Here is a 15,508-nt window from a genome sequence, read left to right as displayed (position 1 = left end):
AGGAGAAAGTATGAAACAAAAATTTAATAATAGAATAAAGTTATTAGCTATGCCAATACTTATAATATTGACTTTTCTGCTAACTCTAAATGGTTATAAAGTAAAGGCGAATTCAGAATATACTGTTAATATCAATATAAATATTCTTTCTGATCATAAAACTGATTATGATGAGCTTAGCAAAAGGGAAGTTCTAGTTTGGAAAGTATCAAATGATCATCTTGAAGCTAATAAAATACTTACAAGTAAAAAGTTTGATTCAATGACAGAAGATGAAGTTTCTCAAATCTTAGGAAATCCTTTATTGAAAAAGGAATCTCAATCTATTTCAAATGACAAAGAATTTGAATTAATTACTTTCAATTTAGAAAAAGGTATCTATTTAATTAAAGAAAGTGATGCATCTTTATCTAGATTGGATAAAGAAATTGAGAAAAATCAAAATACTAAATCAAAGAAATTGGTGACAACAGTTATTCAGTTACCTGAAGATATAAGTAATGACACAAATATATTAGATATAAATATAAAAACAGAAGCAGAGCTTGAAAATCCAGAAGATATAGTTTTAATAAAAAAAGATTATCATAATGGTAAAAAGATTGATAAAGTAGGCTTCAAATTATTCAAAAGAGAATATACAAGTAGAGCTAAAAATGAATATGTAGACAAACTTGTTCCTGTAAAAGGAGAAAGTGGTAAGTATATATTTAATAGTTTTAAGAATATCGATGAAAATGAAATTCCAATTCTATACACAAATACTGATGGTAGGATAGAAGTAAAAGATTTACCAGAAGGTGAATATTTCTTTAAGGAAGTTGAACCACAAAAGCAATATCAAAATAGCGCAAATATTGGCAAAGTAACTGATATTCTAAAACCAGGCGATACATTCGAACTTGATAATGAAAGGGAACCAGGTCTAGAAAAGAAAGATTCTGATACTGGTAAAGCACTTGATGGTGTAGCCTTTGAAGTTTATGATAAAGCAAATAATAGATTATCATTCACAAAAGATGAGTTTGGTGAATATACATTTAGCAAAGAAGGTGGAGAACCAGCTGTATATACATCAAATAAAGGTACAATTTTTATAAAAGATTTACCAGAAGCTAAAGACTATTATTTTGTAGAAGTAAGTACTTTAGATGGATATATCAAAACAGATGAAAAATTCTACTTTGATGTGGATGAAAATGGTAATATACTTGGTAAAAATGGTCCAATAATTGTATACAATAAACCGATAGTTCCAAGTGGTAAAAATCACGGCGATAGAACATTTGTAAAAGTTAGTTCCGAAAAATCAAATGACAGACTAGCTGGCGCAAAATTTGTTGTACAAATAAAGACAGCTAATGGATATCAGGATGTAATTAAAGATGGTAAATCATATGTAGTTATATCTGATGAAAAAGGTGAATTTACAGTAAAAGACCTTGAAGAAGGAGTATATTATTTAAGAGAAATAAAAGCTCCAAAGGGATATCTAAAACTAGACAGACCAATTAGATTTGAGATAAGTTCTAGTTCAGCTGAAGAAAGACCAATATTTATTGAAAATATGAAAATTCCTAAGAGACCTCCTCTACCAAAAACAGGGGATACAAAGATATTAGTATTTTTAGCTCTAGGTTTTATAATGGTTTTATCTGGATTTAAAATGATATCAATTGCTGATAAAAAAGAAGAATAATGCTAAAATAGATACATAAGATACGCTTTTGTATCTATTTTATTTTTTTAGAAAAGAGGCTTGCTATTAATATTAAAGCAGACAAATCAAAAAAAGTTAACAATAAAAAAGCTTCTAAATGGATATTTAGATTTATATTTTTACTAGGTTTATTGATTGCCTTGTATCCAATTATCAACCGTCTTTATTATAGAGTTGAATCAGGTAAGCAGGTAGATATCTTTACTAAGGAAGTAGATAATTTATCTACTGAAGAAATAGATAGAAGAATTGGGCTTGCAAGAGCTTTTAATGATTCGCTAAAGAATGATATTTCTGAAGATCCATATAGTAAAGAAGAAAAAGAAGCAGGAAGAGCGGAATATGCTAGAATGCTTGAAGTCCATGAAATGATAGGTCACATTGAAATACCAAAGATAAACCAAAATCTTCCTATATATGCAGGAACTTCTGATGAAGTATTGCAAAAAGGAGTAGGTCATTTGGAAGGAACATCCTTACCAATTGGTGGTAATAGTACTCATAGTGTTTTGACGGCTCATTCAGGTCTTCCAGAAGCCACTTTATTTACAGAGTTAGGTAGATTAGAAATTGGTGATAAATTCTATATTCACAATATTAAAGAAACTATGGCTTATCAGGTAAATCAAATAAAGGTAATAGATCCATCAAACTTTGATGATCTATTAATAGATCCTGGTCATGACTATGTAACTTTACTAACTTGCACACCAATCATGATAAACACTCATAGACTTATTGTAAGAGCTCACAGGGTGCCATATGTACCACAAGTAGATGAGGCAGAAATACAAACCAACAAAACAAATTGGATATTCAGACTGCTATTCTTCATATCTGTATTCTTAATCTTAGTTCTTATAATTGCCATTATTAGGCTAAAAAGACAAAATAAGAAAAATTCAAAAAAATTGGAAGAGATTAAGAAAACCCAAGAAAAATTATTAGAAAATACTGATAATTTAAATAAGGATGGTCCAAATGAAGATAGTTAAGAATATAAAGAAAAATTTTAAATTCATCTTAATTTTCTTACTGGGACTTTTAATATTTTCATATCCTTTAATCAGTCAGAAATTCTATGAAATACAGGCTGAAAAAGAGGTAATAGAGTTTGTGAAACAGGCTAAAGAAATAAGCTCAAAAGAAATTGATAGAAGAATGGAACTTGCAAGGATATACAATGAAACTCTTGATCCGTCTAGAATATCAGATCCTTACGATAAAAAGGAAAAAGAAGCTAGAGCAGAATACGCAAGAATGCTTGAAGTTCATGAAATGATAGCTCATGTAGAAATACCAAAGATAAATCAAGATTTACCAGTTTATGCTGGTACATCTGATGATGTGTTGGAAAGGGGAGCAGGTCACTTAGAGGGTACATCCCTACCAATTGGTGGTGATAACACTCATACTGTTATTACTGCTCATAGAGGTCTTCCAAATGCTCTTTTATTTAGAAATTTAGATCAATTAAAAGTTGGAGATGTATTCTATATTCATAATATAAAAGAGACTATTGCCTATAGAATAGACAAAATACAGGTTGTTGAACCTACAAATTTTGAACCGGTACTTGTAGTAGATGGTAAAGACTATGCAACCCTGCTTACATGTACACCATATATGATAAACTCACATAGGCTCTTAGTACGAGGAGAAAGAATAGATTATCAGTCAGCTATAGATGATGGGGTGGCAAATACACCATCATTTAAGCCGGACTTTTATCAGTTATTTTTAATCTTACTACCATTTATAACATTATTAATTCTATTCTATGGAAGAGAGAAAAAAGTATCTAACAAGTTAAATAAGGAGGTGGAAGAAATTGAAAAAAAACAAAAAACTGAGTAAATTATCAGCTTTAGGATATTTACTTTTGTTGAGTGGTTTGATATTAATAATAATTCCACTTTTTAAAAGATCCTACAATCAAATATATTCAAATAAAAAATTAGATGATTTCTATCAAGAACAGATAAAAAGATCTGATGAAGAAGTTGAAAAAGAAAACATACAAATAGATAAATATAATCATCTAGTAACTAATAGCGAAAATACTTCAACAGACCCATTTTTAGAAGAGGAAAATGAAGCTTCTCTAAACTTTGTTGGAAATACGGATGATCCATTTGGATATTTAATAATACCTAAAATCGAAAAAAGACTACCTATATACTTAGGTGCAAGTATGGAACATCTGGACAAGGGAATTGGGCAATTAGCAGGCACTCACATCCCAGTTGGAGGTAAAGGGAATAGATCGGTATTAGCAGGACATAGAGGTTGGTGGGGAGACACCATGCTTTTCTATGCTGATGAGATTGAAGAAGGAGATTATATATATATCCAAAGAGCTAATAAACTTTTAAGATATATAGTAGAACATAAAGAAATTATATCTAAACATGATTGGGACAAATTAGATCCTGTAAAGGATAAGGATATGATTACATTGCTGACTTGTTTGCCTATGGGAGCTATAAATAGATACGAAAAAAGATTAATAATAGACACAGTAAGTGATGAGAAATACAACGCACCAAAACCTAAAGAAGAAATAAAAGAAACCAATCTAAATGCCCTAGCAGTAAGTCAAGATCAAAATGCAGAAATACCATCTTTAGTAAAGACAATGAATTTAGCTATGCTTTTAGGAGCTATTTTAGCCATTCTTTTATTTATATTTACATTTATTAAATTCTTAAGAAGAATTAAAAATACTTTCTTAAAATAAATTAATATGAAGAATAAAGACCAATATCTTCAATACTGATACTGGTCTTTTTTATTGAAAAAGAGTTTAGATATTTATAGACTGCCCCAAAAAGTTGCCCTAGAACCAGATTTTTGAAGTCATCTTATCTATCTAACTCTTTTTAAAATTCTATTAAAATACATTGTTCATATCTAAAGCATCCAAATAAAGGATTTTTGTATCTATATTAAACCCAAGCTTTTCATATAGATTTTTTGCTTTAATATTTTCAACATCTACTGCTATTTGAAAATCCTTACTATTTTCTTTTTCAAATTCTTTTATTGTTTTTGATAATAGATTATAGGCATGACCTTGTCTTAAATATGCCTTCTTAGTTGCTACACTGTACATATAGTTTACATCTGATGCAAAATCCACAGATACTCTAGATATAATATCCTTGTCATTTCTCAACACATATATATCTACGGTATCTGATTTAATACTAGAAATATTATATCTTTCTGCAATTTCTAAAGGTGAATCAAAGGCTTCATGCATCAATTGAGTCAATTCATCTACATCTTTCATACTTGCCTTTTCAAATATCAAATTAGTATCATCCGATTTATTATCTAAATTTTCTTTATTAAATTTTCTAGATAATTGAAACTCTTCGGAGTCGCATCTTGTTAGATTAAGATTTTTAATTATATCAGAATTATTATCAAGAAAGACTTCTTCTGTTATAAATGATACGGTATTTAAGTCATAATCCTTAGTTTCTTTCAGAAAAGTTTTATATAGATGAGTAGCTATCTTTTTTCTTCTATAATCAGGATCTATTTTTAATTGAATTTCTACATCTTTGCTATCAGCATATGTAGCGAGAATTCCTATCAAATCACCTAAATCATTATATGCCATGAAAAATGCAGGCATATCCTTATCAAAATTATAGTCATTATCAAGATAAGGCTCTCTATATGTGTGGTCAAATTTATTAACTTTATTTATAAGTTTGGCTATATTATCAAGGTCTTTTTCATTAAGTTTATTTTTATATATTATTTTCATCTTGTACCTCTTGAGCTTATATGTTTTAATAAATTAATTATATAATAAAAAATAGTTTTAAGCTTTATAAACTCAAAACTATTTTTGTATATTTATATTTCCTGAACTAGTCTATATATAGTATCAGGGGAGGTTTCAGATAATATTTCATCAACTATATTTTTGTTTTCAACAATTTTTAATAATTTATTATACATAGAGTCGAGAGAATACTTTTCATCTTTATTAATTATTAAAAAAATTACAAGTTTTGTTTGTTTTCCATCCCATTCTATACTTTCTTTAAGAGTTACTAACACCCAAAAAGTTTCTTGAGAAACTTTTTCGAGAGGGTGAGGGATAGCGGTGTAATTTCCTATATAAGAAGATGCTATTTTTTCACGTTCAAGTATTGAATAATAAAATTTATCAGTAACTAAACCTTTATTAATCAAATCTCTACTTACGTATTGTATTAGGTCTTCTCTATTATTAAAGCCGAGATTTAAATGTATATTGTCTTTTTTTAGATATACCCTGTGGTTTCTATTTTCAATGAATTCAATAATTTTAAAGTATTCAGATTCATTTAATATATTTTCAATATAAACATAAGGCTTGCCTATGGATAAATCTAGCGGAATAGTTGAAATTATCAAATCATATTCATTTTTAGGAAACTCTTCTATTTCATATAACTCTATGGAGTCAACTATATTAATTTTTGAACTGAACATATTTATAATTTTTTGTTTTACTAATTTTGAAGTAGCGAGTCCAGTTGTACACACAATCAAACATCTAACTTTATCAAATTTATTACTTATCCTTTCGATATAAGTACCTATATGAATTGCGATATAAGCAATCTCATCTTCAGGAAGTTTAATATTAGTCTTTTTATAAATTATGTTAGTTGACTCTATGGCTAGTTGAAATGCAAGAGGAAAACTTGTTTTAATATGTTTTAGTAAAGGATTAGAAAGAATTATATTATTTTTTACTCTATAAATAGCAGGTCCTAGATGAGAGATTATAGCTTCTTTTAATTCTTCATCTCTCGAAGGTGTTATTTTAAGTGATTTCTGAATATTATTTATTATTTCATCTACAATGCTGTTTAAGTCAATATCTAAAAAAGTGTTCATTTTATATCCACTTTTAAGATTTAATCCTAGTAAATGAGAAGCTAAATATTTTTTCTCAATATCAGAAAAATTAATATTAAATATTTTAGAGGTCCTATTTAATATTTCATCTGCTAATTTATATTCAAAGCTTTTAGATATATCATCACTTAAAGTAAATATTAAATCATCGCTATAATCAGTACGATCTACAATGATTAATATATGATGAAGAATATTATTAAAAGCTACATTTGAAATTGATTCATTATTTTCTAATAAAACATTTTTAATAATAGTTTTAATTTTATTGTATTTTTCATCTGATATTCTAAATATTTGTTTATTAGCTAAATCTTCAGAGATTTCATTAGTTTGTTTTGTTAAAAAAGACAATGCTTTTCTTATATCTTTTTCAGATCCGATAAATTTAGTTCCATATTTAGGCTTAGATTTTTCTTCAATATTATAATTATTAAGAGTTTTTTTAACTCCAATAAAATCATTATTTATTGCAGTTTTACTAACATATAATTCATCTATGAAATCATCAAGTTTTATATAATCATCTGCAAGTAGAAATCTTAAAGACATATATAATATACGATTTTGGCTATAAGAAAAATCAAACGAATCAATTTTAAAATATTTTTCAAATTTATCTAAAAATTTATTTTTATTATAAATATAAATTTGATATTCTTTTTCAGGGTTTCTTTTGATTTCTCCGATAGAATCAGTTAAAAGTTTATTTAAATCAGAAATATAATTTCTAATAGTTCTCTCACTTACTGAAAATTCATTAGCCATTTCTTGTAGAGAATACTTTTCACCCAAATATAACTTATATAATAATTCTACTTGTTTTTTATTCATATTCTCCTCTAACAGTTCTATTTATTAAAATAAATTATTTACATATTCTTTCAAATCTTCAAAGTTAGTAGTTTTTTTAAGAAAACTACTACCAATTATAGCTCCATCAGCACCATTTTCTATTACTTGTTCAACGTCTTCCTTATTTTTAATACCGAATCCCACAAAACATTCTAAATTTGATCGAGATTTAATGTTTTCTATAGATTTAATATATTCATCTGGAAGTTTGTCAAATGACCCGGTTTTACCACTACCAGACATTACATATGCAAACAACGAATTTGAATACTCTTCTAAATTTATTGATTCGGAATTTTCCTTAGATATAAGAGGAATTTGTTTATCATATCCAGTTTTATCAACTACGATTATACCATGATAGTAATTTTTCAATTTGTTTAAGTTTAATTTATCAATGGAAGATTTGTATCCCATCAATATAGTTTTGAAATTATATTTAGAGTATATATACTTTAAATCTTTTTCAAATTCTTCTAAAGAAAATCCTCGTTTTAGAATTTTTTTGTTTATATCTTTTATAGTATCTCCATCAAGATAAGCATTTTCATCTGGAAGACCTATTTCAACTCCAAAGATATTGGACTTATCTAGTAAATCCAATATCTTGAAAAAATCATCTCTATTAGGGTATAAGTAAGTCAAAAATATTACTATTTTTTTCATATTAAATTCCAATTATTCTTAATAAGTATCCTAGTAATGGACCATAGAATGCATAGTCAGTTTCTGCTAAGATTTTCATTATTGAAGCATAGCTTCCTACCATTGGAAGAAGTAAGGCTTGACCAAATATTAAAATCAATCCATTTATAAATGAAGCTATTATAGCACCCCTTCTACCACCAGTGCTATTACCAAATATAGCTGTTGCAGCTCCAGTAAAGAATGTTGGTATCAAAGCAGGGAACACTGGTATTGGATATTTAAGAAGTCCTAATATAAATACTCCTAAAAATCCTGCTAATAAACTTGACAAGAATCCTACGATTACACTAGTTGGATAATTTGGGAATAGTAGAGGAACATCTAAACCAGGTATAGCATTAGGTATTAATTTAGTTGAAATACCATGGAATGCAGGAACTATTTCTCCAAGAAGCATTCTTACACCTGTGATTATAACAGTGATCCACATACCAAATGTTAAACCATTTAATAAACTAAAAGTAATTATATCTTTACCTTCTGAAATGTTTTGCATTACCCATGATGGTCCTGCTGCTAAAGATAATACAAGGAATAAAGATGTCATAACTATTGATAAAGCTATAGTCATTTCTCTAAAGAATCCTAAAGATTTTGGTAATTTTATTTCTTCTATGTCTTTACTGTTTTTACCAAATAGTTTACCGGAAAGTGCACCAATTAGAAGACCAACTGAACTTGAATGTGCAAGTGTAAAGTTTTCACCACCTTTAATATTTTTCATAAATGGATATACATAAGCACATGTCATAGTCATATAAATTCCTAATAAAATTGAGCCTATTATAATAATCCATGTTGTACTTAAAGATGTATTATATTTAAGTAGTGCAGCTATTAAACCTGAAAAGAAGAATGAAACATGCGCACTTAAGTGTACGAATTTATATTTTGTAAATTTTGCAATTAAGATATTTAAAGCAAAACCGAGTGCGAAAATCAAACTCATTTCCATACCGATTTCTCCTAGACCACTCATAGCTTGATCCATACTTTCGACATTGACATTAAGATTAAAAATCTTAATGAACATAGGTTGTAAAGGAAGTAATGACATACCTAGAGATTTACCACCTGTGTCTATCAACATAAAACCAATCATGGTTTTAATAACACTTGAAACTATTTTATGGAAAGGTTTTTTTTGGATTAATAATCCTATTAAACAAACTAAACCAATAATGAATACAGCCTGAGATAAAACATTATTAATTAAATATAGAAAAATATTCATACTATGCTCCTAATTCTTCAGTTACTCTTAGAATTTCTTGTCTTAAGAAATTTTTATCCATCATATTATCTATTCTTATGATTTTTGCAGTACTTGAACTTAATCTATCTGCAAAATCAGATGTTGTGATTACTACATCATAATCGTCTGGTGTTACAGAAGAAATGTCAGATGCATCTACTAAAGCATCAATATCTTCATCATCTAATATATCTTGTGAAAAAAGTCTAAGCATCATACTACTTCCTACACCAGCTCCACATACAGTTACAAATTTAAGCATTTTTCCCTCCTATAATATTTCTAATACTTCTTCTTTATCATTTGCTTTTAATATTTTTTCTACTTTATTTTCGTCCATTAGAATATCTGCCAATTCAGCAAGAGCTTCTATATGACTACTATGATCGGTTGCGCTTAAACAAATTACCAATTCAACAGGATCATTGATTTTATTACCGAATTCTATTGGTTTACTTAAACTTATCAAACTTAACCCTATTTTTTTAGCTCCAGTTTCTACTTTAGCATGTGGTATGGCTATTCTAGGAGTTAGGACAAAGTAAGGTCCATTAATCCTATAATTTTCTATCATTGCATCAATATATGAGTGTTCAATAAATCCTTCTTTTTCAAGAAGTCTGCCACCGGCTCTTATAGCATCATCTGGGTTATCAACATCTACATTCAGTTCAATTAAATTGACATTTAATATTTCCTTAAGCATTTAACCCTCCTTATTAAATTTATATATAGACTATCTAACTCTATACATATAATGTATCACTACGAAAAAATCTTTCGATACATCTTTTTTCAAATTTTTGGAAATTAGATATATTAAGATATTTAATAGATTTAAAATTTATTAAAATATTTATTTATAAAATAAATGCATATAAAAAACAGAGACAAATATTTCTAAATGTCTCTGGTACAAAGTCCGATTTTGAGGGATTTAAATTATTATATTTGTTTTTAGTCAAGATATTTTAAAAACTATTTCATTTGTCGAATTCCTTCTTCAAGTATTTCAATCTGTCTTGAAAATGGTAGATGATATCTAATCGTGCTCTTCCCATTACCAATGTAAGCAATTGTAAGCATGATTCGTCCTTTGGATGATTATGTTTATAATATTGTTTTAGTTGAAAAATGGAGTTGATACAATGCTGGGGGTGTGGGATGGATATGTACTAGTTATATAAGAGTTGTTAATATGTGGTATTTTGGTTCATATACATAGGTTATTTCACTTCAAAAGCTTAGAATAATAAAACTCTTTTTCAAAGTTTTATTACTGATATAATCTAAGTATAAGGAGATATTAATGGATAAAAAGACCTTAGATATAAGTTTATTTATTTCAAGAAATGAAGAATTAAGCTTAGAAGAATTATCAAAAAAATTTAATAAATCAGAGAGGTCTATAAGAAATGATATTGATAGTATAAATGATTTTCTAAGAAAGAATAATATGGATTCTATAGTTTTGAAAAATGGATTAGTATTTCTTTCATTAAATGAAAATCAGATTAAAGAAGCTTTCAATAAACTTGATTATTATGACTATACATTAGATATTGTTGAGAGAACTATAATAATTATTATTTATGGTCTAATATTCAATGAAAAATTTACTATATCTGACTTATCCAGACTCATGAATGTTTCAAGATCTACAGTTAAGAAAGATTTTTCACGAGTGAAATCTTTTATAAAGAACTATGGTTTTAAGCTTAAATCTGAACCAGCTAAAGGAAATATACTAGTTTGTGAAAATGAGTGTGATATCAATAATTTGATATTAGATTTATTGAACTATGACATAAATAATGTAGAAAGATTTTTCTATCAGAAATTAGATATAAATATCAATGATATCGGAAATATAGAATTATCAAATTATTTAGACTATATGTATTCAATAATAACTGAAATCGAACACAATACAAGTCAACATCTAACCAAAACTTCAAAGAGATTTTTAGTTCTTTATTTATTAATATACTTAGTTAGAGTTATGAATAAAAAAGAATCTAAAGATACAAATAATGTAAGTGTAAGTAAAAATATTGAATATAAAAATTTTGGAGATAAACTAATCTATTCTATTGAAAATGGATTTGATATCAAACTCAATCAAGAAGAAAGAAATCTTATAAATCGACTAATCAATAAATTGAATTTCCAAGTTAAAAAATATGAAAACGACAATTTATTAAAAATACAATTTCTAACAAGAAGGTTAATTGAAAGAATATCAAAAGAGATAGAGATAAATCTAAATCAAGATGAAGAACTTTTAAGAAATTTATCTAAACATCTATCTTCAATCGTTCAAAATAGAATAAAAAAAATAGATGAATTTGATCATATAACAGAGATAGCTAATGAATATCCAGAGATTATAGAGGTAGTTGAAAAATCTCTCACAGAAATTGAGAAAGTAGCTTCTAGAGAATTATCTAATATAGAAATACATTTTATTGTAGTTTATATAGTAGCTTCTATTGAGAAGTTAAAAAATCAGATTAAAGATATAAATATTTTAATAGTATGTAATGAAGGTATAGCTACCTCCTTCTTAATTAAAGAAAAAATTAAAAGAATAGTGCCTGGAACAAATCAATTTATAGCTAACAAATACAATTATACAAGTGAACTAGAAAGATTAAACCCAGATATAATAGTTTCAAACATAACATTAGATGATAGTGTGGAATATATTTATATTAAAAATATAACTGTATTTGAGGAATTAAAATTTCTTAATGAAAAAGTTGATCGCATAAAACTAGATAAAATAAAAAACTTTGGAAAATTTGAAAGAAAAGATAATTATATAGACTATAAATATAATGATAAACAATTATCCTTAACGGAAATATTACCACAAGAAAATATTAAATTTAATGTAAATGTCAAAAACTGGGAAGATGCAATAGAAGAAGCATCTAAGGTCCTATTAGAAAAAGATTATATTAATAAAGAATATGTAAAAGCAATGATTGATAATATAAAGCAGTATGGACCTTATGTAGTTGTTTCAGAATCTGTAGCTATTCCTCATGCAAGCAGTGACAGTGGCGCATTAAAGACGGGTATGAGCTTAATAAAATTGAAAGATGAAATAAAATTTGGAGATGAAGAGGAAGCTACATTTGTAAAATACATCATATGTCTAGTTTCGGTTAATAATGAACATTTTGATGCTTTTTTCAGTTTAGTGAACGGTCTACAAAATGCGGAACTAAAGAAAAAGTTTATGAATGCTAAAACGTCAAAAGAAGTTTCTAATATATTAAAAGAAATGGAGGAACAAAACCTATGAAAATAAAAGATTTATCTACGGTTACGGTAATATTACGTGGATATACATATAGTCAAGTAGAAGCAGTTGTTAAATCTATGCAAAATACAAGTTTTAATACAGTAGAAATAACAACAAATTCACCAAATGCATTTGAAACGATAAAAAAAATATCAGAAAAATATCCTGATATAAATGTTGGTGTAGGTACTGTTTTAAATAAAGAACATGTAGAAAAAGCCATAGAATCAGGAGCTAAATTTATTCTTTCTCCTATTTGTCTTGAAAAAGAACTTATTGACATGTGTAAGGAAAAAGGAATGTTAGTAGTAGCAGCAGCTTTCTCTCCAACAGAGGTTTATAAAATGGTTAGTTATGGAGCTGATGTAGTAAAAGTTTTCCCTGCCAAAGAAATAGGCGCAAGCTATGCAAAAGCTATACAAGGTCCTTTAGGAGAATTAAATCTTATGGCAGTCGGAGGAGTTAATTCAGAAAACTCACTAGATTTTCTTAATAATGGATACAAATACCTAGGTATTGGATCAGGTATTTTTAATAAAGAAGACATAATTAACGAAAATATAGAAAATATGAAAAAATCAATAAAACAATTTATAGAGAAAGTTGAGGTGATGAATGAGTAACTCATATTTTGATGAGGACTTAGTCTTTATTAAAGATAATTCAAAAACAAAAGAAGAAGTTATAACTAAATTAGCAAATAACTTATACAAGAATGGTATAGTTAAGGAAACTTTTTTAGAAAAGATTTTGGAAAGAGAAAAAGATTATCCAACGGGACTAGACTTGTCAGGAATAAATGTAGCTATACCACATTCTGATCATGAATATGTAAATGAAGGAAGAATTAGTATAGCTATATTGGAGAATCCAGTTAAGTTTCACAAAATGGATGAACCAGAAGAAGAGATAGATGTTTCAATAGTAATAATGCTTTCTATAGCAGAGCCTAAAGCTCATATGGATTTATTACAAAAACTATTTGCATTTATACAAGAACAAGAAGTTTTAGAAAAAATTGTAAAAATGGATAGTAGAGAAGAAGTTATTCAAGCTGTAAAAGAATATATAAATTAATCGGAGGTAGATATGAAAAAAATATTAGTTGCTTGTGGGAATGGAGTAGCTACATCAACAATGGTAGCTTCAAAAATTAGAGAAAAATTAAAAGAAGAAGGAATAAATGCAATTGTTGAACAAGCAAAACTGTTAGAAATTCCATCAAAACAAGATAATTACGACTTAATCGTTGCAACAGGTAAATATGATAACAAAGCTGTTACTAAGAAAGTTATTAGTGGAATGCCATTCTTAACAGGTATTGGAACAGAAAAGGTTATAGAAGAAATATTAGAAGAAGTAAAATAGGAGGGTTTTATGGATTTTTTATATAATGCATTTCAGTCACTGCTAGGCGCTGGTGCATATGTATTATTACCACTTATAATCACAATAGTAGGATTAGTATTTGGTATGAAAATTTCCAGAGCTTTTAGATCTGGTTTAACAGTAGGTATCGGATTTGTAGGTATTAAACTTGTAATAGATATGTTGGCAGGAAATATAGGACCAGCATCTAAAGCAATGGTAGAAAATTTTGGATTGAACTTAGATATAGTTGACGTTGGTTGGGGAGCTATAGCATCCGTAACTTGGGCTTCACCAATTATACCATTATTAATATTAATAATATTCTTAACTAATATCTTAATGTTAGTAACTAACACAACTGACACATTGGACGTTGACATTTGGAATTATCACCATATGGCAATAGTAGGATGTATTCTATACTTCTTAACAAATAATTTACTAATAGCTGGATTATCAGCATTTATTATGGCAGTTATTACATTTAAACTTTCAGACTGGACAAGTCCATTAATTGAAGATTATTTTGGAATACCAAATGTTTCATTACCAACTATGTCATTCCTATCTACAGCTATAATCGCTTATCCATTCAACTGGTTAATCGATAAAATACCTGGAGTTAGAGATTGGGAGATTAAAATAGATAATGCTCAAAAATATTTAGGAATTTTTGGTGAACAATCAATACTAGGATTTATGTTAGGATGTGCTGTTGGTTTATTAGCTAAATATAGTATATGGGATGTTATAAACTTAGGTGTACACATGGCTGCAGTAATGGTATTGATACCTAAGATGACAGCTTTATTCGTAGAAGGATTGATGCCTATTTCAGAAGCTGCTACAGAATTTACAAAGAGCAAATTTAAGAATAGACAATTCCTTATCGGACTTGATGCTGCGGTAGTTGTTGGAGATAGCTCAGTAATCACTACAGCTTTAATTTTAATACCTCTAACAATTTTATTAGCTGCAATATTACCAGGTAATAGAGTAATGCCTTTCGCTGACTTAGCAGTTGTCACATTTAGAGTTGCTCTTATAGTTGCGTTGACTAATGGTAACTTATTCAGATCATTACTTATTGGTTCAGTAGCAATGTCAGCTATTCTATATGCAGGAACAGCTACATCACAAGCATTAACTGACTTTGCAGTGCATACAGGATTAGATTTTGGTGGACAATTAGTTTCTTCATTTGCATCAGTTTCATTGACAATAAGTTACATTGTATTTGAAGCATTCAGATCAAATCCTATATTATTTGTACCTTTATTAGTTGTGGCATTTATAATAATATATGTATTTGCAGAAAGAAAATATAAAGCGTATAAGAAAAACAAATAAGGAGAAT

15 protein-coding genes are annotated in these 15,508 nt (G+C 27.7%); 9 read left to right on the top strand and 6 right to left on the bottom strand.

Annotated features, from left to right (window positions below; all coding sequences use genetic code 11):
- The first annotated feature begins 10 nt into the window (after positions 1–10).
- The 4 genes from G534_RS08385 to G534_RS0103530 all read left to right on the top strand — a co-directional run bounded on the left by G534_RS08385 (position 11) and on the right by G534_RS0103530 (position 4,460).
- The gene (locus G534_RS08385) at positions 11–1,699 is read left to right on the top strand and encodes an MSCRAMM family protein (protein ID WP_051177407.1); all 1,689 of its coding nucleotides are present in this window, start codon (positions 11–13) and stop codon (positions 1,697–1,699) included.
- A 71-nt stretch (positions 1,700–1,770) separates the two neighbouring features.
- Entirely contained in the window at positions 1,771–2,715 is a 945-nt protein-coding gene (locus G534_RS0103540) for a class C sortase (protein ID WP_027347898.1), read from the top strand.
- The gene (locus tag G534_RS0103535; RefSeq protein WP_027347897.1) at positions 2,702–3,577 is read left to right on the top strand and encodes a class C sortase; all 876 of its coding nucleotides are present in this window, start codon (positions 2,702–2,704) and stop codon (positions 3,575–3,577) included. Before G534_RS0103540 ends, G534_RS0103535 begins: the two co-directional genes overlap by 14 nt.
- On the top strand, positions 3,552–4,460 hold the full coding sequence (locus G534_RS0103530; RefSeq protein WP_027347896.1) for a class C sortase: 909 nt from the start codon (positions 3,552–3,554) through the stop codon (positions 4,458–4,460). Before G534_RS0103535 ends, G534_RS0103530 begins: the two co-directional genes overlap by 26 nt.
- A 153-nt stretch (positions 4,461–4,613) precedes the next feature.
- Here G534_RS0103530 and G534_RS0103525 read toward each other — a convergent pair whose 3' ends face one another.
- From G534_RS0103525 to G534_RS0103500, 6 genes are all read right to left on the bottom strand, one after another.
- Positions 4,614–5,501 carry a GNAT family N-acetyltransferase gene (locus tag G534_RS0103525; protein WP_027347895.1) on the bottom strand — a complete coding sequence of 296 codons (888 nt, stop codon included), beginning with the start codon at positions 5,499–5,501 and terminating at the stop codon, positions 4,614–4,616.
- Between the two features lie 92 nt (positions 5,502–5,593).
- The gene (locus G534_RS0103520; RefSeq protein ID WP_027347894.1) at positions 5,594–7,483 is read right to left on the bottom strand and encodes a BglG family transcription antiterminator; all 1,890 of its coding nucleotides are present in this window, start codon (positions 7,481–7,483) and stop codon (positions 5,594–5,596) included.
- 24 nt (positions 7,484–7,507) lie between these two features.
- Positions 7,508–8,170, bottom strand: a complete 663-nt coding sequence (locus tag G534_RS0103515; RefSeq protein ID WP_027347893.1) for a tryptophan synthase subunit alpha — start codon at positions 8,168–8,170, stop codon at positions 7,508–7,510.
- 1 nt (position 8,171) lies between these two features.
- The gene (locus G534_RS0103510; protein WP_027347892.1) at positions 8,172–9,446 is read right to left on the bottom strand and encodes a PTS ascorbate transporter subunit IIC; all 1,275 of its coding nucleotides are present in this window, start codon (positions 9,444–9,446) and stop codon (positions 8,172–8,174) included.
- A gap of 1 nt (position 9,447) precedes the next feature.
- Positions 9,448–9,729, bottom strand: a complete 282-nt coding sequence (locus G534_RS0103505) for a PTS sugar transporter subunit IIB (protein ID WP_027347891.1) — start codon at positions 9,727–9,729, stop codon at positions 9,448–9,450.
- A 9-nt stretch (positions 9,730–9,738) separates the two neighbouring features.
- A complete protein-coding gene (locus tag G534_RS0103500) occupies positions 9,739–10,173 on the bottom strand; it encodes a PTS sugar transporter subunit IIA (RefSeq protein ID WP_027347890.1) in 435 nt (144 codons plus the stop codon).
- Between the two features lie 603 nt (positions 10,174–10,776).
- Between G534_RS0103500 and G534_RS0103490 the strand changes: the two genes are divergently transcribed.
- The 5 genes from G534_RS0103490 to G534_RS0103470 are packed head-to-tail and all read left to right on the top strand — an operon-like array spanning position 10,777 to position 15,501.
- Positions 10,777–12,780: a BglG family transcription antiterminator gene (locus tag G534_RS0103490; protein ID WP_027347889.1), complete on the top strand. Its 2,004-nt coding sequence runs from the start codon at positions 10,777–10,779 to the stop codon at positions 12,778–12,780.
- Positions 12,777–13,403 (top strand): bifunctional 4-hydroxy-2-oxoglutarate aldolase/2-dehydro-3-deoxy-phosphogluconate aldolase, encoded by a 627-nt coding sequence (locus tag G534_RS0103485; RefSeq protein ID WP_027347888.1) that lies wholly within the window; start codon positions 12,777–12,779, stop codon positions 13,401–13,403. The genes G534_RS0103490 and G534_RS0103485 overlap by 4 nt, the downstream gene beginning before the upstream one ends.
- Positions 13,396–13,857: a PTS sugar transporter subunit IIA gene (locus G534_RS0103480; RefSeq protein WP_027347887.1), complete on the top strand. Its 462-nt coding sequence runs from the start codon at positions 13,396–13,398 to the stop codon at positions 13,855–13,857. Before G534_RS0103485 ends, G534_RS0103480 begins: the two co-directional genes overlap by 8 nt.
- A 12-nt stretch (positions 13,858–13,869) precedes the next feature.
- Entirely contained in the window at positions 13,870–14,148 is a 279-nt protein-coding gene (locus G534_RS0103475) for a PTS sugar transporter subunit IIB (protein WP_027347886.1), read from the top strand.
- A 9-nt stretch (positions 14,149–14,157) separates the two neighbouring features.
- Entirely contained in the window at positions 14,158–15,501 is a 1,344-nt protein-coding gene (locus G534_RS0103470) for a PTS galactitol transporter subunit IIC (protein ID WP_027347885.1), read from the top strand.
- Positions 15,502–15,508 lie beyond the last annotated feature (7 nt).

The sequence above is a fragment of the Helcococcus sueciensis DSM 17243 genome, assembly GCF_000423145.1.
In the GTDB taxonomy this organism is placed as follows: Bacteria; Bacillota; Clostridia; order Tissierellales; family Peptoniphilaceae; genus Helcococcus; species Helcococcus sueciensis.
The sequence above is the reverse complement of the archived record's forward strand: the minus strand, read 5'-3'. Positions and strand labels throughout refer to the sequence as shown.

Bases quoted from the DNA above. Each gene is read 5' to 3' on its own strand.
- G534_RS0103470 (WP_027347885.1), top strand. From the start codon at position 14,158: ATGGATTTTTTATATAATGCATTTCAGTCACTGCTAGGCGCTGGTGCA.
- G534_RS0103515 (WP_027347893.1), bottom strand. From the start codon at position 8,170: ATGAAAAAAATAGTAATATTTTTGACTTACTTATACCCTAATAGAGAT.
- G534_RS0103490 (WP_027347889.1), top strand. From the start codon at position 10,777: ATGGATAAAAAGACCTTAGATATAAGTTTATTTATTTCAAGAAATGAA.
- G534_RS0103500 (WP_027347890.1), bottom strand. From the start codon at position 10,173: ATGCTTAAGGAAATATTAAATGTCAATTTAATTGAACTGAATGTAGAT.
- G534_RS0103475 (WP_027347886.1), top strand. From the start codon at position 13,870: ATGAAAAAAATATTAGTTGCTTGTGGGAATGGAGTAGCTACATCAACA.
- G534_RS0103525 (WP_027347895.1), bottom strand. From the start codon at position 5,501: ATGAAAATAATATATAAAAATAAACTTAATGAAAAAGACCTTGATAAT.
- G534_RS0103535 (WP_027347897.1), top strand. From the start codon at position 2,702: ATGAAGATAGTTAAGAATATAAAGAAAAATTTTAAATTCATCTTAATT.
- G534_RS0103510 (WP_027347892.1), bottom strand. From the start codon at position 9,446: ATGAATATTTTTCTATATTTAATTAATAATGTTTTATCTCAGGCTGTA.
- G534_RS0103480 (WP_027347887.1), top strand. From the start codon at position 13,396: ATGAGTAACTCATATTTTGATGAGGACTTAGTCTTTATTAAAGATAAT.
- G534_RS0103520 (WP_027347894.1), bottom strand. From the start codon at position 7,483: ATGAATAAAAAACAAGTAGAATTATTATATAAGTTATATTTGGGTGAA.
- G534_RS0103505 (WP_027347891.1), bottom strand. From the start codon at position 9,729: ATGCTTAAATTTGTAACTGTATGTGGAGCTGGTGTAGGAAGTAGTATG.
- G534_RS0103485 (WP_027347888.1), top strand. From the start codon at position 12,777: ATGAAAATAAAAGATTTATCTACGGTTACGGTAATATTACGTGGATAT.
- G534_RS08385 (WP_051177407.1), top strand. From the start codon at position 11: ATGAAACAAAAATTTAATAATAGAATAAAGTTATTAGCTATGCCAATA.